Annotated in this window: 20 protein-coding genes and 2 tRNA genes; 4 read left to right on the forward strand and 18 right to left on the reverse strand. The window is 33.0% G+C overall.

Annotated features, from left to right (window positions below):
* Positions 1-37 precede the first annotated feature (37 nt).
* From gmd to WHD08_RS08425, 17 genes are all read right to left on the reverse strand, one after another.
* Positions 38-1,165: a GDP-mannose 4,6-dehydratase gene (gene gmd, locus WHD08_RS08340; RefSeq protein WP_208891141.1), complete on the reverse strand. Its 1,128-nt coding sequence runs from the start codon at positions 1,163-1,165 to the stop codon at positions 38-40.
* 115 nt (positions 1,166-1,280) lie between these two features.
* Positions 1,281-1,625 carry a four helix bundle protein gene (locus WHD08_RS08345; RefSeq protein WP_208891140.1) on the reverse strand — a complete coding sequence of 115 codons (345 nt, stop codon included), beginning with the start codon at positions 1,623-1,625 and terminating at the stop codon, positions 1,281-1,283.
* 113 nt (positions 1,626-1,738) lie between these two features.
* Complete coding sequence (locus WHD08_RS08350; protein WP_208891139.1) at positions 1,739-2,689, reverse strand: GDP-L-fucose synthase family protein; 951 nt, start codon at positions 2,687-2,689, stop codon at positions 1,739-1,741.
* 86 nt (positions 2,690-2,775) lie between these two features.
* The gene (locus WHD08_RS08355; RefSeq protein WP_208891138.1) at positions 2,776-4,098 is read right to left on the reverse strand and encodes a UDP-glucose dehydrogenase family protein; all 1,323 of its coding nucleotides are present in this window, start codon (positions 4,096-4,098) and stop codon (positions 2,776-2,778) included.
* A 78-nt stretch (positions 4,099-4,176) separates the two neighbouring features.
* Positions 4,177-4,599 (reverse strand): adenylyltransferase/cytidyltransferase family protein, encoded by a 423-nt coding sequence (locus WHD08_RS08360; protein WP_165733003.1) that lies wholly within the window; start codon positions 4,597-4,599, stop codon positions 4,177-4,179.
* Positions 4,600-4,715: 116 nt separating this feature from the next.
* Positions 4,716-5,147 carry an adenylyltransferase/cytidyltransferase family protein gene (locus WHD08_RS08365; protein WP_165733004.1) on the reverse strand — a complete coding sequence of 144 codons (432 nt, stop codon included), beginning with the start codon at positions 5,145-5,147 and terminating at the stop codon, positions 4,716-4,718.
* Between the two features lie 676 nt (positions 5,148-5,823).
* The gene (locus WHD08_RS08375) at positions 5,824-6,756 is read right to left on the reverse strand and encodes a Gfo/Idh/MocA family oxidoreductase (RefSeq protein WP_208891137.1); all 933 of its coding nucleotides are present in this window, start codon (positions 6,754-6,756) and stop codon (positions 5,824-5,826) included.
* Positions 6,757-6,758: 2 nt separating this feature from the next.
* Positions 6,759-8,042, reverse strand: a complete 1,284-nt coding sequence (locus WHD08_RS08380) for a nucleotide sugar dehydrogenase (RefSeq protein WP_208891136.1) — start codon at positions 8,040-8,042, stop codon at positions 6,759-6,761.
* Complete coding sequence (locus WHD08_RS08385; protein ID WP_208891135.1) at positions 8,039-9,025, reverse strand: SDR family oxidoreductase; 987 nt, start codon at positions 9,023-9,025, stop codon at positions 8,039-8,041. The genes WHD08_RS08380 and WHD08_RS08385 overlap by 4 nt, the downstream gene beginning before the upstream one ends.
* 118 nt (positions 9,026-9,143) lie before the next feature.
* Positions 9,144-9,221 (reverse strand) — tRNA-Val (locus WHD08_RS08390).
* 124 nt (positions 9,222-9,345) lie between these two features.
* Positions 9,346-9,423, reverse strand: a tRNA-Val gene (locus WHD08_RS08395).
* Between the two features lie 59 nt (positions 9,424-9,482).
* Positions 9,483-10,691 (reverse strand): bifunctional folylpolyglutamate synthase/dihydrofolate synthase, encoded by a 1,209-nt coding sequence (locus WHD08_RS08400; RefSeq protein WP_208891134.1) that lies wholly within the window; start codon positions 10,689-10,691, stop codon positions 9,483-9,485.
* A gap of 17 nt (positions 10,692-10,708) precedes the next feature.
* Positions 10,709-11,587, reverse strand: coding sequence for an energy transducer TonB (locus WHD08_RS08405; protein ID WP_208891133.1), 879 nt, complete (start codon positions 11,585-11,587; stop codon positions 10,709-10,711).
* A gap of 1 nt (position 11,588) precedes the next feature.
* A complete protein-coding gene (locus WHD08_RS08410; RefSeq protein WP_165733012.1) occupies positions 11,589-11,981 on the reverse strand; it encodes an ExbD/TolR family protein in 393 nt (130 codons plus the stop codon).
* 36 nt (positions 11,982-12,017) lie between these two features.
* Positions 12,018-12,707, reverse strand: a complete 690-nt coding sequence (locus tag WHD08_RS08415) for a MotA/TolQ/ExbB proton channel family protein (RefSeq protein WP_165733013.1) — start codon at positions 12,705-12,707, stop codon at positions 12,018-12,020.
* A gap of 264 nt (positions 12,708-12,971) precedes the next feature.
* The gene (locus WHD08_RS08420; RefSeq protein WP_208891132.1) at positions 12,972-14,204 is read right to left on the reverse strand and encodes a Glu/Leu/Phe/Val dehydrogenase dimerization domain-containing protein; all 1,233 of its coding nucleotides are present in this window, start codon (positions 14,202-14,204) and stop codon (positions 12,972-12,974) included.
* Between the two features lie 237 nt (positions 14,205-14,441).
* Positions 14,442-15,506 carry an anhydro-N-acetylmuramic acid kinase gene (locus WHD08_RS08425; protein WP_208891131.1) on the reverse strand — a complete coding sequence of 355 codons (1,065 nt, stop codon included), beginning with the start codon at positions 15,504-15,506 and terminating at the stop codon, positions 14,442-14,444.
* A 92-nt stretch (positions 15,507-15,598) separates the two neighbouring features.
* On the opposite strand from WHD08_RS08425, the gene WHD08_RS08430 reads away from it, so the two are divergent.
* Positions 15,599-16,741: an acyl-CoA dehydrogenase gene (locus WHD08_RS08430; protein ID WP_208891130.1), complete on the forward strand. Its 1,143-nt coding sequence runs from the start codon at positions 15,599-15,601 to the stop codon at positions 16,739-16,741.
* A 207-nt stretch (positions 16,742-16,948) separates the two neighbouring features.
* Here the strand turns inward: WHD08_RS08430 and WHD08_RS08435 are convergent, their stop codons facing one another.
* Complete coding sequence (locus WHD08_RS08435) at positions 16,949-17,731, reverse strand: tRNA pseudouridine(38-40) synthase TruA (protein ID WP_208891129.1); 783 nt, start codon at positions 17,729-17,731, stop codon at positions 16,949-16,951.
* A 276-nt stretch (positions 17,732-18,007) separates the two neighbouring features.
* Here WHD08_RS08435 and WHD08_RS08440 point away from each other — a divergent pair, with 276 nt between their 5' ends.
* The 3 genes from WHD08_RS08440 to WHD08_RS08450 all read left to right on the forward strand — a co-directional run bounded on the left by WHD08_RS08440 (position 18,008) and on the right by WHD08_RS08450 (position 20,818).
* A complete protein-coding gene (locus tag WHD08_RS08440) occupies positions 18,008-19,003 on the forward strand; it encodes an outer membrane beta-barrel protein (protein ID WP_208891128.1) in 996 nt (331 codons plus the stop codon).
* A 51-nt stretch (positions 19,004-19,054) separates the two neighbouring features.
* A complete protein-coding gene (locus WHD08_RS08445) occupies positions 19,055-20,344 on the forward strand; it encodes an ammonium transporter (RefSeq protein ID WP_165733019.1) in 1,290 nt (429 codons plus the stop codon).
* Positions 20,345-20,467: 123 nt separating this feature from the next.
* Positions 20,468-20,818 carry a P-II family nitrogen regulator gene (locus tag WHD08_RS08450; RefSeq protein ID WP_165733020.1) on the forward strand — a complete coding sequence of 117 codons (351 nt, stop codon included), beginning with the start codon at positions 20,468-20,470 and terminating at the stop codon, positions 20,816-20,818.
* The last annotated feature ends 3 nt before the right edge of the window (positions 20,819-20,821 follow it).

Below are 20,821 nucleotides of genomic sequence, written 5' to 3' on the forward strand. Positions count from 1 at the left end.
AATAATTTATTTCTACAAAAATGATATAATATATAACCTACTCAGCTTGTTTTAAAATTTCATGTCCTGCTTTTAGTAGAACAACATCTTTTTTCATAATTGCAACATCCCCTTGCATCATATCTTTTACCAAAGAAGCTAAGTCATGCTCTGGTACCCATCCTAATTTATTTTTTGCTTTAGAAGGGTCTCCAATTAATAAATCCACTTCTGTTGGACGGAAATAAGAAGGATCTACAGATAAGACTTCTTTTCCAATTTCTATTTGAAAATCTTTATGATTACATGCTGTAACATATGCTTTTTCTTCAACTCCTTCTCCTTTAAATTCTACCTCGATACCAACTTCCTTAAAAGCTAAACGTACAAAATCTCTTACTGTTGTAGTTACTCCTGTAGCAATTACCCAATCTTCTGGTGTATCAGCTTGTAAGATCATCCACATCATACGAACATAATCTTTTGCATGTCCCCAATCTCTTTTTGCTTCTAAGTTTCCTAAAAACACTTTTTCTTGTAAGCCTAATGCAATTTTTGCCACAGCACGTGTAATTTTTCTTGTTACAAAAGTTTCCCCTCTTCTTGGAGATTCATGGTTGAATAAAATACCATTACAAGCAAACATGTCATACGCTTCACGATAGTTTTTAGTGATCCAAAAACCGTATATTTTTGCTACTCCATAAGGAGAACGAGGGTAAAAAGGAGACAGTTCATCATAAAAACCTCTTTCATTTTTATTCTCTGGCATACCTCCATATAGTTCTGAAGTAGACGCTTGATAAATTCTTGTTTTCTTTTCTAAACCTAAAATTCTTACTGCTTCTAAAATACGTAAAGTACCTAATCCATCAACATTACCAACATACTCTGGAGTATCAAAAGAAACGGCAACATGAGACATTGCTCCTAAATTATAAATTTCATCTGGTTGACATTCTTGAATGATACGCGTTAAATTCATCGCATCGGTTAAATCACCATAGTGTAATTTTAATCTTTGATCAGGATCGTGTGGATCTTGGTACAAGTGATCTATTCTGTTTGTATTAAACAAAGATGATCTTCTCTTGATACCATGTACGATATATCCTTTTTCTAATAATAATTCTGCTAAATATGAGCCATCTTGCCCTGTAATCCCTGTAATTAATGCTACTTTCATGTTCGTTTTTCTTTATTCGTGGTTCGTTGGTCGTTGGTCGTTTTTCGTTGGTCGTTTTTCGATACTCGGTGGACGATAAATGATAAACGGTGGACGAAAATCGAAGAACGATTTTTCACTTTAGTGATTTTATTAATTTATACAGCATCATCTTAATTCTCGTGCAAAGATCAAATAATTTCACATATTCTTCATTAGAAATGTATCCTAAATCTTTTGCCAAAAATAATTGATAATTAGCTTCTTCCAAAGAGCCTTTCGCAATATATAAAAATTGAATAAACTCCTTTTTATACTGCCTCCCTTGCCCTTCTATTATATTTGTTGGAACACTACTAGAACTTCTTCTTACTTGATTGGTTAACCCAAATTTTTCTGATGAAGGAAAGTTATTTGAAACTTGGTATACATCAAGGGTTAATTGATGTGCTAGTTTCCAAACTTCTAGTTTACATTCCATATTTTTTTTCGTTATTCGTGTTTCGTTGGACGTTGTTCGTGTTTCGTTGTTCGTTACTCGATGGACGGTAAACGGTAAACGATGGACGATTTTCGTTGGACGATAAACGATTTTTAAAGCTTGACTTCTTTAAAATTTTCTATATTTTCTAAAAACCAAGTATACGTTTTTTCAATTCCTTGTTTCAAATCAACTTTATGCTTCCATCCTAAGTTGTGCATTTTAGAAATGTCCATCAGTTTTCTTGGCGTTCCGTCTGGTTTATCAGCATCCCAAACAATCGTTCCTTGATGCCCTGTTACTTCTTGAATCGTTTCTGCTAATTCTTTTATCGTCAAATCTTCACCTGTACCTATATTGTATAGGTATTCTGGTAATTCGTTTTCTAAAGCATATACCACAGCTTCTGCCATGTCATCTACAAACAAAAATTCACGCATTGGCGTTCCGCTTCCCCATAAGGTAACATCTGAATTGTTATTCATTTTTGCCTCATGAAATTTACGAATCATGGCAGGTAACACATGTGATGACTTTAAATCAAAATTATCATGTGTACCATATAAATTTGTAGGCATTAAGCTTACATAATCTTTCTGAAATTGCTTTCTAATTGCCTCACATGCTTTTACACCTGTTATTTTCGCAATCGCATACCATTCATTGGTCGGTTCTAAAGAATCAGTCAACAAGTATTCTTCTTTTAAAGGCTGTGGAGCAAACTTAGGATAGATACAAGAACTCCCTAAAAATATAAACTTCTCAATTCCAGATTTTAAAGCACTATCAATTAAATTGTTTTGAATTTGCATATTTTCCATCAAAAATTGATACGGAAAATTATTATTGGCCAAAATACCACCAACCTTTGCAGCTGCATCAATCACAACTTCAGGTTTTTCTGTTTGATAAAAATCAAGTACAGCTTCCTGATTTTTTAAATCTAAGTCTTTGCTAGATCTGCCTATTAAATTTGTATATCCCTTTTTTTCTAAAGTTCTCCACACAGCAGAACCCACCATACCTCTATGACCAGCAATATATATTTTAGTATCTTTTTTCATCTTTTTTTTCTTATCTGATGTCTCCTTTTTCGACGATCGTTTTTCGTTCGAGCTGTAAACGGATATCGAACATCGGAAATCGGTTTTTATTTCCCTATTTGAAAATACTCAAATCCTTTTTCTTCTAAATTGAAAGCATTGTACTGATTTCTTCCATCAAAAATAATAGGATTCTTTAATTGTTGCTTTATTTCTACAAAATCTGGAGAACGGAATTCTTTCCATTCTGTTAATAAAATTAATGCATCCGAACCTTGTAAAACTTCGTACTTAGAACTACAATACGTAATGTTTTTAGCGTCTTTTAAATAAAATTCTTTCGCTTCTTCTATCGCTTTAGGATCATAAGCCTTCACTTTTGCACCTCTTTTCTCTAATTCTTTTACAATATAAATAGCTGGAGCCTCTCTCATATCATCGGTACCCGGTTTAAAGGCCAATCCCCATAAACCAAAAGTCATACCTGATAAGTCTTCTCCAAATCGTTTTACAATTTTATGTGCAATCACTAATTTCTGAGCATCATTAACATTCTCTACAGACTCGATTAAGTTTGCTTTATAACCGTTTTCTTCTGCAATTTTCTTTAAAGCTTTTACATCTTTAGGAAAACAAGAACCTCCATAACCTGCACCTGGATAAATAAAACTATACCCAATACGTTTGTCTGAACCAATACCGATACGCACCATATTTGCATCTGCGCCTACTCTTTCACAAATATTTGCAATCTCATTCATAAATGAAATTTTTGTCGCTAACATTGTATTTGCAGCATATTTTGTCATTTCTGCAGAACGAATATCCATCGTTATAAAACGATCATGGGTTCTAAAGAAAGGAGAATATAATTGCTTCATTAAATCAAAAGCATAGTCAGAATCTGCACCGATAACTACTCTATCAGGCTTCATAAAATCATCTATAGCTGCTCCTTCTTTTAAAAACTCTGGATTAGAGACAACGCTAAACTCTAAATCTGATTCTCTTTTATCTAATTCTGCCTGAATAGTTGCTTTTACTTTGTCTGCTGTTCCAATTGGCACTGTAGATTTATCTACTACGATCAATCTTTTCTGCATAGTTTCTCCAATAGACTTTGCGACTGCTAAAACATATTGTAAATCTGCAGAGCCATCATCGCCCATTGGGGTACCAACAGCAATAAAAACAATTTCTGCATCACTAATAGCTTCTCCTAGTTTTGTTGTAAAAAACAAGTTTTTATTCTTTACATTTTTTAAAACCATTTGTTCTAAACCTGGTTCAAAAATAGGAATAATTCCTTCCTCTAATTTTTGAATTTTCTTCTGATCTATATCTACACAAGTAACTTTGTTTCCCATTTCTGCGAAACAAGTACCAGATACTAAACCAACATAACCAGAACCAACTATAGCAATATTCATAATTCTTTTTATTTTTTAATATTCAATTTATTTAAGATATCATCATAAAAAAACACTTAAAAATAAGTGTTTTTCTTTCTAATTATTTTTTAACAACCACGAAGATGATTGTATTTTATCTCCCAAACCATCAATCAAGTCAATATGTAATTCTTTACAAACAGGTACTTCAGGAATAGAGTTATTGTCTTGGTCTCCTCCATTGGCAAAACCTATTTGATACTCTTTTCCATACTTTTCATGAATAGCACGTATAGACGCACAAACAGTTCTATCCTTGTCAACAGAAACCATTGCTTTATCTACAGATTTAATATTCTCTACAATAAATAAGCGCTCTTCTTCTTTCTGAAATTCTTTAGAGCCTTTTAACCCTCTTTGAAGATCACTATTAACAATTACAAACAATTCATCTGCCAACGCTTTTGCATTGTTAAAATACTCTAGATGTCCTTTGTGAATTGGATTAAAATATCCTGATACTATAATAAGTTTTTTCATTTATTTGCAAATATAAATTAAATTATTCCACGGTAAATACGTGTTTTCACGCTATTATTGGCGAAATATTAAATCATTCTAAAAATGAAATCTTTTCACCAGAATATGTAAAACACTTATTTCTCTTTCTTTTTTAAATTCTCTTTTTCTTGAACTTCTTTACGTAGTCCACTACTAGAAAAACGGTGCTCTCTTTTATTAAAGTACAAGTCGATTCCTTTTTCTTCGCAATACTTTCTACCTGTAAATTGTTTGCTAGCATACTCATCACCAATAATACGAACATCAAGTTTAAAAGACCTTAAAATATCCTCTAAATCTTGTTCTGTTGCATAAGGAACAATTTCATCTACAAAGCGACAACCTTTTAATTGAATGTATCTTTCAACAACAGATTGTACTGGCATATTCTTTTCTGGACGATCTAAAGTAGGATCTGTCTGTATACCACAAATTAAATAATCACATTGTTCTTTTGCGTCTTCTAACATTTTCACATGTCCTGCATGGAATAAATCAAAAGCACTAAAGGTAATTCCTACTTTCATAAGTTTCTTTTTTTTTGGCAAATATATGTTAATTTTTTAATTATTTAATACACAGTAGTTTTTTCTTTAGTCCCTTTAGTTTCATTGAAAAAAAAAACACCTACACACCTAATTAACAACAACATAAATGTATTCTTATTAGTAGCAAAAAAGAGATTTACCTTTTCTAAACACAGCAAATAATACTACTTAAAATCAATAAAAATCATAAATCTCTTTAGACTTAAAAAACAATGAAATTCTGTAAAATTGAATATAACTCCTTCAGAATAATTATTCAATAATTAGCATACTTTAATCAGCTTACTATTTAATAATGCCACAAAAATCTAAAACAACTTTATCTGTTTTTAAATTTATTTTGCACAACAAACTTGGTTTCATTAAACACAAATCGAAATATGGAGCAGTATCAAAAAAACTTAAAACCTGATCTAACATTTCTATACGCTGCCCATTACACAAATTTTAGTTTCAAACCTTTTATCCGCTAAAAACTGATTTACTAAAGGTGCCATTTTGACTGCTTCTGCCTTGTTCCGAAAATTAAAAGGTTCTTTTTTTCATTATTCTTATTCAAAATAATTTGATATTATGATGCTTCCTTCTAAAAAGACAGCATAATCATTAATAACAACAAATTATATATACGTTAATTTTGTTTAGAAAACCCCTACTACTTAACAAACAGATGTTTTTCACCCATTGTACTAATAGCAGCATTTCTAATATTGTGAACAATCTTAATAGACTCCTCGGAATCTTGAAGTCCAAAACCATTTCCTTTTAGTATTTCTTGATAACTTGTAGTGTGTAAATCTGTAAAACCAGCACTAAACTCTAATTCTTGGTTATCAATAGTAATAGATCTAAAAGTTCTTTGTCCTTTTTCTTTAATTTCTTGCGGTAAATCATCTTCATTTATTGATAAAAACCAGCGTACTCTAGCATTTTTAAATTCTAAATATCCTGCAGATTTATCTTTTTCCCTAAGATGTACTATGTTTTCTTGTACTTCGCCAAAAATCCAAGACAACATGTCGTAAAAATGGACTCCAATATTTGTAGCAATTCCTCCAGATTTACTCTCATCTCCTTTCCAAGAAATGTCATACCACTTTCCTCTAGAAGTGATATACGTTAAATCTACATCGTATTTTCCTGCTTTATTTTCTGAAGCAACTTTGTTTTTTAAAGCAATAATACTTGGATGCAATCTTAATTGTAAAATGGTATGTATTTTCTGACCAGATTCTCTTTCTATATCTTTTAAAGCATCAACATTCCAAGGATTTAAAACCAACGGTTTTTCACAAATAGCATCCGCACCTCTTCTTAAAGCCATTCTAATATGAGAATCGTGCAAATAATTAGGTGTACAAATACTTACATAATCTAAATGCGTTCCTCCTCTTTTTAATTTTTCTATATGACGATCAAATCGCTCAAACTCTACAAAAAAATCTGCTTTTGGAAAAAAACTATCCATTACTCCTACACTATCAAACTTATCTAAAGCCGCAATTAGTTGATTATCGGTTTCTTTAATCGCTTTTAAATGTCTTGGTGCAATATATCCTGCAGCACCAATTAATGCAAAATTCTTCATTTTTATAGTGATTTATCTACAAGTTTAGAATCTAAAAAATTCTTCACATCGTATACAATTGATTTTTCTTTTTTTAATTCAGTAAAATCCAATTTAAGAAACTCTTTATGTGCCACAACTAATATAACAGCATCAAATTTCTTTTTAGGTAAAACAATACTCGATTCTAACTGGTACTCTCTTTGAACTTCACTTTCATTTGCATGAGGATCAAAAATAGTTACATTAGCTCCATACTCTTTTAATTCATAAATAAGATCTACTGCCTTTGTATTTCTCACATCCGGACAGTTCTCTTTAAAAGTAATTCCTAAAACCAATATTTCAGCCCCTTTTACTTCCATATCACGCTGAATCATCAATTTAGCAACTTCCGACGCTACATACCTTCCCATTCCATCATTTACACGTCTACCTGCCAAAATAATTTCTGGATGATAGCCATATTCTTGTGCTTTTTGAGCTAAATAATAAGGATCTACGCCAATACAATGTCCACCAACTAAACCTGGCTTAAAAGGTAAAAAATTCCACTTTGTACCTGCAGCCTCTAAAACATCTTGTGTATTGATATTCATCAGCCCAAAAATCTTAGCCAACTCATTTACAAACGCAATATTAATATCTCTTTGAGAATTTTCGATCACTTTTGCAGCTTCCGCTACTTTAATCGTAGGTGCTAAATGTGTACCAGCAGTAATTACAGACGCATACAAATCATTAACTTTTTCTCCTACTTCTTTTGTAGAGCCAGAAGTCACTTTTAATATTTTTTCTACGGTATGTTTTTTATCTCCCGGATTAATTCTTTCCGGAGAATACCCCACAAAAAAGTCTTTATTAAAAACTAAACCAGATACCCTTTCTAAAATTGGCACACAATCTTCTTCTGTTGCACCAGGATAAACTGTAGATTCATAAATAACGATATCGCCTTTTTTCATTACACTCCCCACTGTTTCACTCGCTTTTACTAAAGGCGTTAAAACAGGTCTGTTATTTTTATCTACTGGCGTAGGAACCGTAACAATAAAATAATTGCAAGCTCTTAACTCCTCTAAATTAGATGCAAAAAACAATCCTTTTTCATCTGAATTCTCTTCATTTATAACCTCTAACAACAACTCTTTAGAAACTTCTCTTGTATTGTCTTGCCCTAATTTTAATTCTTCTATTCTAGGCTGATTAATATCAAAACCAACAACAGAAAATTTTGTTGCAAAAAGTCTAGCTAATGGCAAGCCTACATAGCCTAAACCAATAATACCTATTTTAATTTTACTCATTTATTTAAGTTTTCCCAATACCAATCTATTGATTCTTTTAATCCTTCTTTTAAAGAAAATTTTGGATTATAATTTAATAATTTCTTAGCTTTTGATATATCTGCGTGAGAATGCGGAATGTCTCCAATTCTATTAGGACCAAAAACCACTTCTACGTCCTTAATTTTCGGATTGTAATTCGATAAAAACCCCTTTAAAGAATCACATAAATCTATTAAAGTATTCCGATCTCCAAATGCTACGTTATATATTTCGTTTGCAGCTTCTTTATCCGCCACTAAACTGAGTAAGTTTGCCTGAATAACGTTATCTATATAGGTGAAATCTCTAGAAAAAGTTCCATCTCCATTTACAATCGGAGATTCTAAATTCATAAACTGATTTACAAACTTAGGTATTACAGCTGCATACGCCCCGTTCGCATCTTGCTTTCTACCAAAAACATTAAAATATCTTAATCCAATTGTTTCCAAACCATACGTTTTACCAAAAACATCGGCATACAATTCATTAACATATTTGGTAACTGCATAAGGAGACAACGGCTTCCCAATTACATCTTCTACTTTTGGTAACGATTCAGAATCTCCATACGTAGATGAACTTGCTGCAAAAACAAATCTTTTTACATTATTGTCTCTTGCCGCTACTAACATATTTAGAAAACCGGTAACATTAACATCATTTGTGGTAATAGGATCTTTAATTGATCTTGGCACAGAACCTAATGCGGCTTGGTGCAAAATATAATCGACACCAGAAGCTGCCAACATACAATCTTCTAAACACCTAATATCTCCATTAATCAACGTAAAGTTTGGGTTTTCTTTTAGAGGCTCTATATTTTCTCTTTTTCCTGTAGAAAAGTTATCTAAACAAACCACTGTATTCTTTTTCTCAAGTAAAACCTCGCAAAGGTTAGAACCTATAAAACCAGCTCCACCTGTAACAAGTATTTTTTTTCCTGATAACTTTATATCCATTAAAACTCTTTTAGCTATTTTTTATAAAGAAACAAATATAACAAAAGAATCATTGGCTACTTTACCAAAACCTATTAAAAACAAAAAATCCTTCACATAAATGTGAAGGATTTTGCTTTGGTGGGCAATGAGGGATTCGAACCCCCGACCCTCTCGGTGTAAACGAGATGCTCTGAACCAACTGAGCTAATTGCCCTAAGCGGCTGCAAATATAATACTTTATTTAGTTTTACCAAACAAAATGAAAAACAATTTCATTTTTATTTAAAAAACTATCTAAAAACAAAAAATCCTTCACATAAATGTGAAGGATTTTGCTTTGGTGGGCAATGAGGGATTCGAACCCCCGACCCTCTCGGTGTAAACGAGATGCTCTGAACCAACTGAGCTAATTGCCCTAAGCGGTTGCAAATATAGAACTTATTTTAGTTCTACCAAGTAAAAAATGATATTTTATTTAAATAATTTCAGCCACCACAAAAGTACTTCCTCCTACATAAATGATATCTCCCTGATTTGCATTTAGTAACGCATCTTCAAACGCTTCTTTTACCGAAGGATATTTTTTTCCAATTAAATGAAATTCTTTTGCTTGTTCTTGCAAAACAGCTTCACACATACCTCTTGGAATATCTGGTTTACAAAAATAATAATGTGCGTCTTTAGGAAAAAGTGGTAAAACCTCTTCTAATTTCTTATCAGAAACAACTCCTAAAACAAAATGTATCTTTTTAAATGATTCTTTTTCTAATTGTTTTAAAACAATACTTAAACCATCTTTATTATGCGCAGTATCGCAAATTACTTTTGGTTGCTCTTGTAAAATCTGCCACCTACCTTTTAAATTGGTGTTCTCAACAACCTTCAACAATCCTTGTTCGATGTTTTCTGAAGATATCGTGAATCCTTTTAATTTTTGAATGGCCGCAACAGCTGTTTTTGTATTTTTCTTTTGATAATCGCCCAACAAATCTGTTCTGTAACTTTTACCATCATCCGAAGCAAAATAAATAGGCGCTTTGCATTCTTCCGCTTTCGCAATAAAAACCTTTTTAACCGTTTCTTGCTCCTCCCCAATTACAACCGGAATATTATCTTTTATAATACCTGCTTTCTCAAAAGCGATTTCAGGTAATGTTTCTCCCAAAAACTGCGTATGATCTAAACCTATGTTCGTAATTACAGAAACCTCTGGAGTAATAATGTTCGTAGAATCTAATCTTCCTCCCAAACCGACTTCAATAATGGCAATGTCTACTTTTTCTTCTGCGAAATAATCAAAAGCCAAACCTACCGTCATTTCAAAAAACGACAACCTTTGTATTTCTAAAAATGCTTTGTGTTTTTTTACAAACGATAAAACTTTTGTTTCAGGAATTTCAAGGCCATTAATTCTAATTCTTTCTGTAAAGTTTTTTAAGTGAGGAGACGTATATAAACCTACTTTATAACCTGCTTCTTGTAAAATAGAAGCCAACATATGGCTTGTAGAGCCTTTTCCGTTGGTACCTCCAACATGAATAGATTTGAACTTCTTTTCTAGAAAATCCAATTCTTTTGAAAGCGCTAAAGTGTTGGTTAAATCTTTTTTGAATGCCGTTTTACCTTCTTTTTGATACATAGGTAATTGCGCAAACATCCAATCTAATGTTTGTTGATAATTCATTTTGTAAAAATACGTGATTATTTAGACAAGGTAAACTTATAAATAATTGTCCCAACTTGGTTTGCAGGTGCTTTTTCATCAGGGTTCCAGGTAGTTCTTAGAGCTGCCTCTTTTGCCGCTTTAAGTAAACAAGGAGCCGTATTCGTGCTTCCTTTATATCCTGGTTTTGTGAAAATTACTTTTCCATTTTTATTAACTTGAATTTGCACCACCACAGTACCTTCTTCCTGACAATCGGGTTGCACTTTTGGCTTAGAAAGTGCTCTTCTACCCGCTAAATTATAATCACCTCCATCACCACTTCCTGTATTTCCATAGTACTTAGAAGAAGCCGGATCTCCAGTTTCTTTTCCTTTTACACCTGGCTTAGCATCATCTCCTTCTCCTTGTGGTTTTCCATCGGAAGAATTACCGTTTAATAAATTATTCAACGCATCTTGAGTTGCTTTAGATGGTTTTGGCTTTTCTTTCGGAATTTCTTTCACGACTTCCTTTTCAACAGGTTTTACAACTTCCACCTTTTTTTCTACAACCTTTTTTACAGGCTCTTTTACTACTTCTTTTATCTTTTCTAGAACCGGAACGTCTTTAGAAGTCTCTTCTGTAATAATATCTTCTTTAACTACTTCTTGCGGAGCTTCTTTAACTACTTCTTCAACCACCTCTTTTTCTACAACTTCTTCTTCAACAACTTCTGGAGCAGAAATTTTCTTTGTATCTTCTACAGGTTCACCACTTCCAACTTCTGAAGTTCCAAAATTAATAGCCAAACCGTATTCTTCTGGAGGATCTAAATAACTCATTCCGTAATTTAGAATCCCGAAGATGATAAGCACCAGAATAACCGTTGTAATTACAGCAGATTTACGTTTATGTGTTGTATTTAGTATTTGCATTTTATTTGCCTTTTACAGCTAAAATCATTTTTAACTTGTTCTTATTTGCAATATCAATAACTTGCATTACATTTTTATAAGGCACATCTTTATCTCCTCTTATAATAATAGTCTTCTTTTTATCTGCACCAACACTTTTTAGAATTTCACTTTCTAAACTTGCTGAACTCACTTTTGTTTTATCAATATAAAACAACGATTCATTTGTGATAGATACCGCAACAGATTTATTATTCTCTGTTTTCCCTCCTGCCTTTGGCAACAAAACATCAATAGCACTTACAGTAACCAATGTAGAGGTAAGCATAAAAAATATCAACAATAGAAAAACAATATCTGTCATTGATGACATATTGAATGTAGGATCTACTTTATTTCTTCCGCGTAAATTCATAAAATATTATTTTTCAAACTTTGAATTTAAAACTACTTATACTGGCTCGTTTAATAAATCTAAGAACTCAACAGATTTTGCTTCCATTTGATAGATTACCTTATCTGTTCTTACCACCAAATGATTATAAGTTATGTACGCAATAATACCTACAATTAATCCTCCAACCGTAGTTGTCATTGCCGTATATAAACCATCCGAAAGTAATTTAATATCTATTTGACCACCTGCATTTGCAATTTCATGAATTGCAACAATCATACCGATAACAGTTCCTAAAAAACCAATCATAGGTGCCGCACCAGCAATCGTTGCCAAAACACTAACGTTTTTCTCTAATTGATACACCTCTAACTTTCCTGCAGTTTCAATTGCCGTATTAATATCATCTAAAGGCTTCCCTATTCTAGAAATTCCTTTTCCAATCAATCTTGCTGTTGGTGTATTTTTACTTTTACAAAGCGCATCTGCAGACTCTAGTTTCCCGTTAGAAACAAAATCCTTAATTTGATTCATAAAATTTTCATCCATTTTTGATGCTGCTTTTATAGCAAAGAACCTTTCAAAATAAATGTACATCGCAATAGCCAACAACACAAAAAGTAGTGCTAATATTATTTGTCCTCCTAAACCACCATCCATAATTAATTTATAGATAGAAAGTGTTTTTTCTTCTGAAACAACCTCTTCTAAAACCTCTTTATTCTCTTGAAAAAATAACAACATTTAATTCTATTTTTAAGTTCTACTTAAGTAACGACCTTTCTATTTTTAAATTGTTTCAACTTAAAATAATCGTCTTTATTTTACATCAAAAAAAATGCCATATTACAAAATGACATTCTTTTAATTATTTTATTTACTAACCCGCTATATATTCTAAATAACATCTACAATATTCGCTTTAATACCTTTTGATATAAACATTGAATTAACAGATTTTCACAGAAACAAACAACGAGTTTTAGAATACAAATCTAACTATTAACTTTATATTAATTGCTTTAAAGCGATCTCAAATGCTGTTGAACAAATTTTTGTTTTAGAAGCACTCCTTTTAAAAGTTCGCTGCAACGCTTTCTTTATAATATTAGAGGTATCATTAAAAATTGCTTTATCCTGCATTGGCAAAGCTACTTTCGCCTCCATTAAATACGCAAAAACTCTTGCGATACCACAATTTGAAATAAAATCTGGTAATAAACTTAAATGATTATCCGTATATTCCATAATTGGACCAAAGAAAATTTCTTTGTCTGCAAACGGAACATTTGCTCCCGGAGAAATCACTTCTAACCCAGTATCTATCATACGTTGAACCTGATCTTGAGAAACCAATCTAGAAGCTGCAGCTGGTACAAATATTTCAGCAGGCAAACTCCATATTTTTTCATTAATCTCTTCAAAAGGAATCATATTATTAGAAACTAACTGATTTCCGTTTTTCATCAAAAACAAAGCAGTCATTTCTTGCATCGTAAACCCTTCTTCACTTATAACACCACCATCTCTATCAATAATCCCTACAACCTTAGCACCCAACTGCGTTAAATAATAAGCAGCAGCAGCACCTACATTTCCAAACCCTTGTATAATTGCTCTTTTTCCTTTTATTTCTCCTCCGTAAATAGCATAATAATGCTTCACAGCTTCTGCTACTCCATAACCAGTTAACATATCTGCCACTGTATATTTCCTAGATAAATCTGGCGAAAAAACCTTATCTTCAATCACCTTAATTACACCCATTCGCAATTGGCCAATTCTATTTATTTTATCTGCTTCTGTCGGTTTAAAATGTCCGTTAAAAATCCCTTCTTGCGGATGCCAAACTCCACAATTTTCCGTAATAGGAATGACATCTTTATCTGCATCTACATTTAAATCTCCACCTGTTCCGTAATAATGTTTCAACAATGGAGTAACTGCTTTATACCAACGCTCTAAAACACCTCTTTTTCTAGGGTCGCTCGGATCAAAATTAATACCCGATTTAGCGCCTCCAATTGCGGGACCAGAAACAGTAAACTTCACCTCCATTGTTTTGGCTAGAGACAAAACCTCATTCATATTTAACCCTTTACGCATTCTTGTACCACCGCCGGCAGCACCACCTCTTAAAGAGTTAATTACAACCCAACCTTCTGCTTCCGTTTCTGGATCTTTCCAATTAAAAACAATTTCCGGCTGCTTATTCTCGTATATTTTTAATAATTCTTTCATTATAAAATTTTAAATAGATGAACTTTTCTTTTTGCTTTTTCAAACAATTTTATTTTTGCTATAAAATCCCCTTCAGGGGAAAAGTTAAAGTTGATTCATTTTTAAAATTTTATTAATTTCTTATTATGCTGATACTATACAAACTTACAGTAAAAAAACGATTGTTCAAATTTTTTATTTTAATAAGAATTGACTCCTAAAACACCTTGAAACAACCGCTTTTATAAATACATCTTTTTATAACTTCGGATAAAAAACTTCTCCAGAAGAATGATCTTTGCTTGCTCCCGTTACAGAACTCAAACAATTTACTTTATCCTCACTTTTTAATAAACCTAAAAAAGCAAAAATAAGCGCTTCTTTAAAATTTATAAGTTGCTGACCAGGAACAATAAGATCTACTTCTTTTTCTTCTTTTACCTTATTTATTAAATACTCATTAAAAGCACCACCACCAGTAACCAAAACCCTCGCGTTTTTAGGCAACACTTCTGCCAGCGCCCAAGCAACATGATCTGTAAATGTTCTTAATAAATCTTCTGGTTTTCGCTTCTCTGATTCTAATCTTGGAAAAATTTCTTTTTGCACCCACTCTAATCCTAAAGATTTTGGTGGTTTTTGCTGATAATAATCCAACAATCTTAAATCTGACTCTAACTGCATTAAATAAGTTCCGTTTGCTGCAATTTGTCCTTTATCATCATACTCAAAACCTAATTCCTTTGCATATTTATTCAGCACAATATTTACCGGACAAACATCATACGCAATTCTTTTACCATCCTCATGAAATGAGATATTAGAAAAACCACCAAGATTTAAGCAATAATCGTAATCAGAAAAAAGCAATTCATCTCCAATTGGGACCAAAGGCGCTCCTTGCCCACCTAAATCGACATCTTGTGTTCTAAAATCACAAATAACTTTTTGACCCGTTGCATCAGCAATTGTTTGCCCATCTCCCACCTGAAGTGTAATTCCATTTTCTGGTTGATGCAAAACTGTATGCCCATGAGACGCAATAAAATCGATTTTTTCAATCTGAAATTCATCAACAAAAGCAGTAATCTCCTTACCAAGGAGCTTTCCATAATCGACATCTAAAATACTTAAACCATCCGAAGAAAAATGAATCGCATCCTGTAAAATAGCTTTCCATTTCTCTGAATAGGAAACAGTTTTTGAGTGTATAATATCAAAATTTTGATAGTTTTCTTTATCAAACTTCACATACACCAAATCGATACCATCTAGAGACGTTCCAGACATTAATCCTATTATAAAAACTTCACTTATATTCATATCTGTAAAAATAATAAATCCTTATTGATAATATGTTACGAAATCGATATCTTTGGAATCAAATATTAAGAATATAACAAATATACATACAGATGGATTTTAGTTTAACAGAAGAACACATCATGATTCGAGATGCCGCAAGAGACTTTGCGCAAACAGAATTATTACCAGGCGTTATAGAAAGAGACAACAAACAAGAATTCCCAAATGAGTTGGTAAAAAAAATGGGAGATCTTGGTTTTCTAGGAATTATGGTAGATCCAAAATATGGAGGAAGCGGTATGGACGCCATTTCTTACGTATTAATAATGGAAGAACTTTCTAAAATTGACGCTTCTGCTTCTGTAATTGTATCAGTAAACAACTCTTTAGTATGTTACGGATTAGAAGCATATGCCAGCGAAGAACAAAAACAAAAATATTTAACAAAATTAGCCACAGGAGAATTTGTTGGCGCCTTTTGCCTAAGCGAACCAGAAGCAGGCTCTGACGCAACATCTCAAGCAACAACTGCAATAGACAAAGGAGACCACTATATAATTAACGGAACCAAAAATTGGATTACAAGTGGTGGACGTGCAGATGTTTATTTAGTAATTGCACAAACCGATAGAGAAAAAGGACACCGAGGCATCAATGCTTTTATTGTAGAAAAAGGAACAGAAGGTTTTCATGTAGGCCCAAAAGAAGACAAATTAGGAATTCGTGGTTCAGACACACACACGTTACAATTTAACGATGTAAAAGTACCAAAAGAAAATAGAATTGGTGAAGATGGATTTGGTTTTAAGTTTGCCATGAAAACACTTTCTGGCGGAAGAATCGGTATTGCAGCACAAGCTTTAGGTATTGCAGCTGGCGCGTACGAATTAGCTTTAAAATACTCTAAACAACGAAAAGCATTCGGAACCGAAATCTGCAACCACCAAGCTATTGCTTTTAAATTAGCCGATATGCACACAGAAATAGAAGCAGCAAGAATGTTGGTTATGAAAGCAGCTTGGGATAAAGACCAAGGCAACAACTACGACATGTCTAGCGCAATGGCAAAACTCTACGCTAGTAAAGTCGCTATGGAACACACCGTAGAAGCTGTTCAAATTCACGGAGGAAACGGATTTGTAAAAGACTACCACGTAGAACGCTTAATGCGAGATGCAAAAATTACACAGATTTATGAAGGTACTTCCGAGATTCAGAAAATTGTAATTTCTCGTGGAATTATCAAAGGTTAAATCACTCCTTATATATAAGATACAAAAAATCCATCTTTTTAAAAGGTGGATTTTTCTTTTGGACACAACCTTTCAAATTAGACTCGTTTATCTAAAACTATTTTATATTAATCCCAGACCTCATAATTCTTTTTTAGTTAACCAATCTTGTCATTCTGAATTTACCATTAACAACTTACGCTAATTACAAAACAAAAAATATCACTTTTACAACTCCAACTCAATATCATACAATTGCAAACCAGAGGAGGGCGCATTATTTCTCATATATTTTCTATCATTATCTTCTTTTAAAGAAGCTTCAATAAACTGCAAATCTAAATTCCCTTTTCCAACTTCAAATAACGTCGCCATCATTAATCGAATCTGGTAACGCAAAAACCCCTTCCCTCTCACCTTAAATATATAAGACTTTTCTGGAAAAAAATTAGCCGTTAAAACATCGTTCTCTATAATTTCACAAGAGTCAATTATTCTTTTAAATATCGTTTTTTCTGAAGGCCTTGTGCAGTACTTATGAAAATAATGCTCACCAGCAAACAACCTCGCCGCTTCTTCCATCGTTTCTAAATCTAGATTTCCATCAACATTTACAATAAAAGGCGCAGAAAAAGGATGGTTTTTCTCACCAAAAGAGAAGTAATAATGGTACTCTTTAATCTTCGGAGCGTTAATCACATTAAAACCTCTATCTACCTTTTGTATAGAAATAGCCCTAAAGTCTGGTGAAAAATTAGCATTTAGAGACGCTATAAAAGTATCTTCCTTCACTATTTTATCTGTAAACATTTGAATATAGTATGTATTTGCAGAAACTTTAGCATCTGTCCTCCCTACTCCAATAGTCTTATAATGAGTCTCTTCAAAAACAAAAGACAAGGTTTTATCTACCATATCGTGTAAAGTTTTAGCATTTGTTTGTTTTTGCCACCCAGAAAATCGGAAACCAAGAAATTGTAACCTAACTATATAAGAAAATGAATATTTCATAGGTGCGAATATACAATAATTGCATTTTTTTTCACAAAAGGCACATTTTTATGGATATCCTAAAATTATGATACACATTTTTACATACCCGATATTTCAAACCCTTCAAAAACCTTAAAATGAAGTTATCTCAGTTTGACCCCTATTTTTTTGAGGGTATAACATCTAAAATACACTATTTTGAAAAACCACCCCCTTGTCAGTTTAAATTTAATATTTACTTTTGACCCAGTTCAATTAATATAAAAATCACTTAACACTAAAAGAAGAAACATTATGAAAAAAGTAATTTTCACATTATTATTAGCTACTAGCCTAATAACTACAGCTCAAGAAAACGAAGACAAAGGAACTTTTACATTAAGCGGTACAGTAGATGTATACGGCACAACTAACTTTACAAGAGACCCTGGAACACCAGGAATATTAATTGCAGCTCCAGAAAATGCAAATGCATTTGGCTTAGGATTTGCTAACACCGTATTTGCTTACGAAAAAGGTAAAGCTGGTGTTGTTGCAGATATCGCTTTTGGACCAAGAGCAGATGACGCAAACATGGCAGGAGCAATTAATCAATTATATGCTTACTACAACGTATCTGATAAATTAACAATTACCGCAGGTCAGTTCAACACATTTTTAGGATATGAAGTTATCAATCCTTCAGCAAACTTTAACTACACTGTATCTTACTTATTTAATGCAGGTCCTTTTTCTCACACAGGAATAAAAGCAGACTACGCAGTTTCTGAAGACTTATCTTTCATGTTAGCTGTAACAAACGCACACGGTATTTCCAGTGCAGACGGAAACCTTACTGACGACACCCAATTAGGAGCTCAAGTAGGATACAAAGGTCAATACTTAAACTTTATTACTGGAGCAGTAAGTGCTGGAGGAGCAACAGACTGGATGTTTTTAGACTACACAGGTGGTTTCGATTTAACAGACACTTTTTACGTAGGTATAAATGCAGCTTACGCAAACTCTAGTGACGCCGACGAAGGATACCAAGGTGTAGCACTATACTTACAAAATGCTTTTTCTGACAAATTCTCTTTAGGATTAAGACCAGAACTTTTTACAACTAGCGCAGGAAGTGTAGATAGCAATGTAACAGCTTTCACTTTAACCTCTAACATTAACTTAACAAGCAACTTAAAGTTTATAACTGATTTAAGATTTGATAATTCTGACGATTATATTATCGAAGCTTTTCCAACAGAGAAAAACACTTCTACCTTAACAATGGCAGCGGTATATTCTTTCTAAGAAAAAACAAAGATCAACACATCACCTTACTAACTAAAACTTTAAATTTATATGAGCTTATTTTTAACACTATTTCAAGACACACCAGTTACAGAAGTTTCAAAAGCTGTTGAACAAATAAATGGAGACATGGGAATGCTCTGGATGCTTATTGCAGGTATCTTAGTTTTCTTAATGCAAGCAGGATTTACATTAGTAGAATCTGGAATGACAAGATCTAAGAATGCAGTTAACATTGCAATGAAAAACTTATTAGATATTTGTGTAGGCTCATTAACGTTTTGGTTAGTTGGATACTCTTTAATGTACGGAGACACTTCTAACGGATGGTTCTTCTGGAGCGGTTTATTTCAAGGTGAAGGAGCAGATTTATTTTTCCAAACTATGTTTGCTGCAACAACTGCAACTATAGTTTCTGGTGCAATTGCAGGTAGAACAAAATACTCTACATATATTATTTTCTCTATTGTAATGACCGCTGTTATTTATCCAATTTCTGGAGGATGGCAATGGCAAGGTAGTGGATGGTTAACAGAAATGGGATTCATCGATTTTGCAGGTTCTTCAATTGTACACTCTGTAGGTGGATGGGCTGCTTTAGTTGCCGCTTTTATGGTAGGTCCAAGAATTGGAAAATATGTAGATGGAAAAGTATTACCTATTCCTGGTCATAATCAAATATTAGCAACTTTAGGCGTATTCATCCTTTGGTTTGGATGGTTTGGTTTTAATGGTGGATCTCAACTAGCTTGGGGTGGCGCTGACTCTATTGCTGCATCAAACGTAGTATTAATCACAAACTTATCAGCTGCTGCTGGTGGATTAGGAGCATTAATCACTACTTGGATCTGGTACGGTAAACCTAACTTAGCACAAACTCTTAACGGTGTATTAGCTGGTTTGGTAAGTATTACTGCTGGTTGTGGAAACATGACCGCTGGAGGCGCTGTACTTGCTGGTTTAATTGGAGGTATCATTGTAGTTTTTGCAATTGAAATTATAGAAAAGAAATTAAAAATTGACGATGCTATTGGAGCTGCTTCTGTACACGGTGTTGCCGGTGCATGGGGAACTTTAGTTATAGGTCTTTGGGGAGTTGACGGAGATACAGCTATTGGATTATTCAATGGTGGTGGCGCTGCTCAATTAGGAGTTCAAGCAACTGGAGTATTAGCATATGCTGCTTGGGCAATTGGCTTATCATTTATTGTTCTTGGAATTTTAAAAGCAACAATGGGATTACGTGTAAGTAAAGAAGTAGAAATCGAAGGATTAGATGTTCACGAACATGGATCTATCGCATACCCAGGAGTTAGACAAAGAGAGTTTGACGATAAATAAAATATCAAAATAAAAGTTTAGTTATTATTATTTTTAAAAAATCACATAACTTACCAAAGTAAGTTGTGTGATTTTAACACGAAAGCTAATAAACTAAATAAATAATTAACAATTAACTATATCATGAAAAAAATAGAAGCGATTATAAGAAAATCCAAATTCAGCGCTGTAAAAGAAGCATTACACGCAGTAGATGTAAATTTCTTTTCTTATTGGGACGTTACTGGTTTAGGGAACGAAAAAGAAGGACACGTATACAGAGGTGTAAGCTACAGCACTAGCGACATACAACGTAGACACGTATCTATAGTAGTAAATGATGATTTCGAACAAATAACCATAGACGCTTTACTTAAATCAGCAGCAACAGGAGAAGTTGGTGATGGTAAAATATTCGTATCAGACGTAACAGAAGTATACAGAATAAGAACCGGAGAAAAAGGTGGTGAAACTTTAAAGAAAAAATCAAAATAAAAA

Origin of the sequence: Polaribacter sejongensis, from assembly GCF_038024065.1 — a bacterium.
Classification (GTDB): Bacteria; Bacteroidota; Bacteroidia; order Flavobacteriales; family Flavobacteriaceae; genus Polaribacter; species Polaribacter sejongensis.

Bases quoted from the DNA above. Each gene is read 5' to 3' on its own strand.
- WHD08_RS08420 (WP_208891132.1), bottom strand. From the start codon at position 14,204: ATGAAAGAATTATTAAAAATATACGAGAATAAGCAGCCGGAAATTGTT.
- WHD08_RS08350 (WP_208891139.1), bottom strand. From the start codon at position 2,689: ATGAAAAAAGATACTAAAATATATATTGCTGGTCATAGAGGTATGGTG.
- WHD08_RS08430 (WP_208891130.1), top strand. From the start codon at position 15,599: ATGGATTTTAGTTTAACAGAAGAACACATCATGATTCGAGATGCCGCA.
- WHD08_RS08435 (WP_208891129.1), bottom strand. From the start codon at position 17,731: ATGAAATATTCATTTTCTTATATAGTTAGGTTACAATTTCTTGGTTTC.
- WHD08_RS08425 (WP_208891131.1), bottom strand. From the start codon at position 15,506: ATGAATATAAGTGAAGTTTTTATAATAGGATTAATGTCTGGAACGTCT.
- WHD08_RS08400 (WP_208891134.1), bottom strand. From the start codon at position 10,691: ATGAATTATCAACAAACATTAGATTGGATGTTTGCGCAATTACCTATG.
- WHD08_RS08445 (WP_165733019.1), top strand. From the start codon at position 19,055: ATGAGCTTATTTTTAACACTATTTCAAGACACACCAGTTACAGAAGTT.
- gmd (WP_208891141.1), bottom strand. From the start codon at position 1,165: ATGAAAGTAGCATTAATTACAGGGATTACAGGGCAAGATGGCTCATAT.
- WHD08_RS08415 (WP_165733013.1), bottom strand. From the start codon at position 12,707: ATGTTGTTATTTTTTCAAGAGAATAAAGAGGTTTTAGAAGAGGTTGTT.
- WHD08_RS08345 (WP_208891140.1), bottom strand. From the start codon at position 1,625: ATGGAATGTAAACTAGAAGTTTGGAAACTAGCACATCAATTAACCCTT.
- WHD08_RS08385 (WP_208891135.1), bottom strand. From the start codon at position 9,025: ATGGATATAAAGTTATCAGGAAAAAAAATACTTGTTACAGGTGGAGCT.
- WHD08_RS08365 (WP_165733004.1), bottom strand. From the start codon at position 5,147: ATGAAAGTAGGAATTACCTTTAGTGCTTTTGATTTATTCCATGCAGGA.
- WHD08_RS08380 (WP_208891136.1), bottom strand. From the start codon at position 8,042: ATGAGTAAAATTAAAATAGGTATTATTGGTTTAGGCTATGTAGGCTTG.
- WHD08_RS08410 (WP_165733012.1), bottom strand. From the start codon at position 11,981: ATGAATTTACGCGGAAGAAATAAAGTAGATCCTACATTCAATATGTCA.
- WHD08_RS08440 (WP_208891128.1), top strand. From the start codon at position 18,008: ATGAAAAAAGTAATTTTCACATTATTATTAGCTACTAGCCTAATAACT.
- WHD08_RS08360 (WP_165733003.1), bottom strand. From the start codon at position 4,599: ATGAAAAAACTTATTATAGTATCAGGATATTTTAATCCAATTCACAAA.
- WHD08_RS08375 (WP_208891137.1), bottom strand. From the start codon at position 6,756: ATGAAGAATTTTGCATTAATTGGTGCTGCAGGATATATTGCACCAAGA.
- WHD08_RS08405 (WP_208891133.1), bottom strand. From the start codon at position 11,587: ATGCAAATACTAAATACAACACATAAACGTAAATCTGCTGTAATTACA.
- WHD08_RS08355 (WP_208891138.1), bottom strand. From the start codon at position 4,098: ATGAATATTGCTATAGTTGGTTCTGGTTATGTTGGTTTAGTATCTGGT.
- WHD08_RS08450 (WP_165733020.1), top strand. From the start codon at position 20,468: ATGAAAAAAATAGAAGCGATTATAAGAAAATCCAAATTCAGCGCTGTA.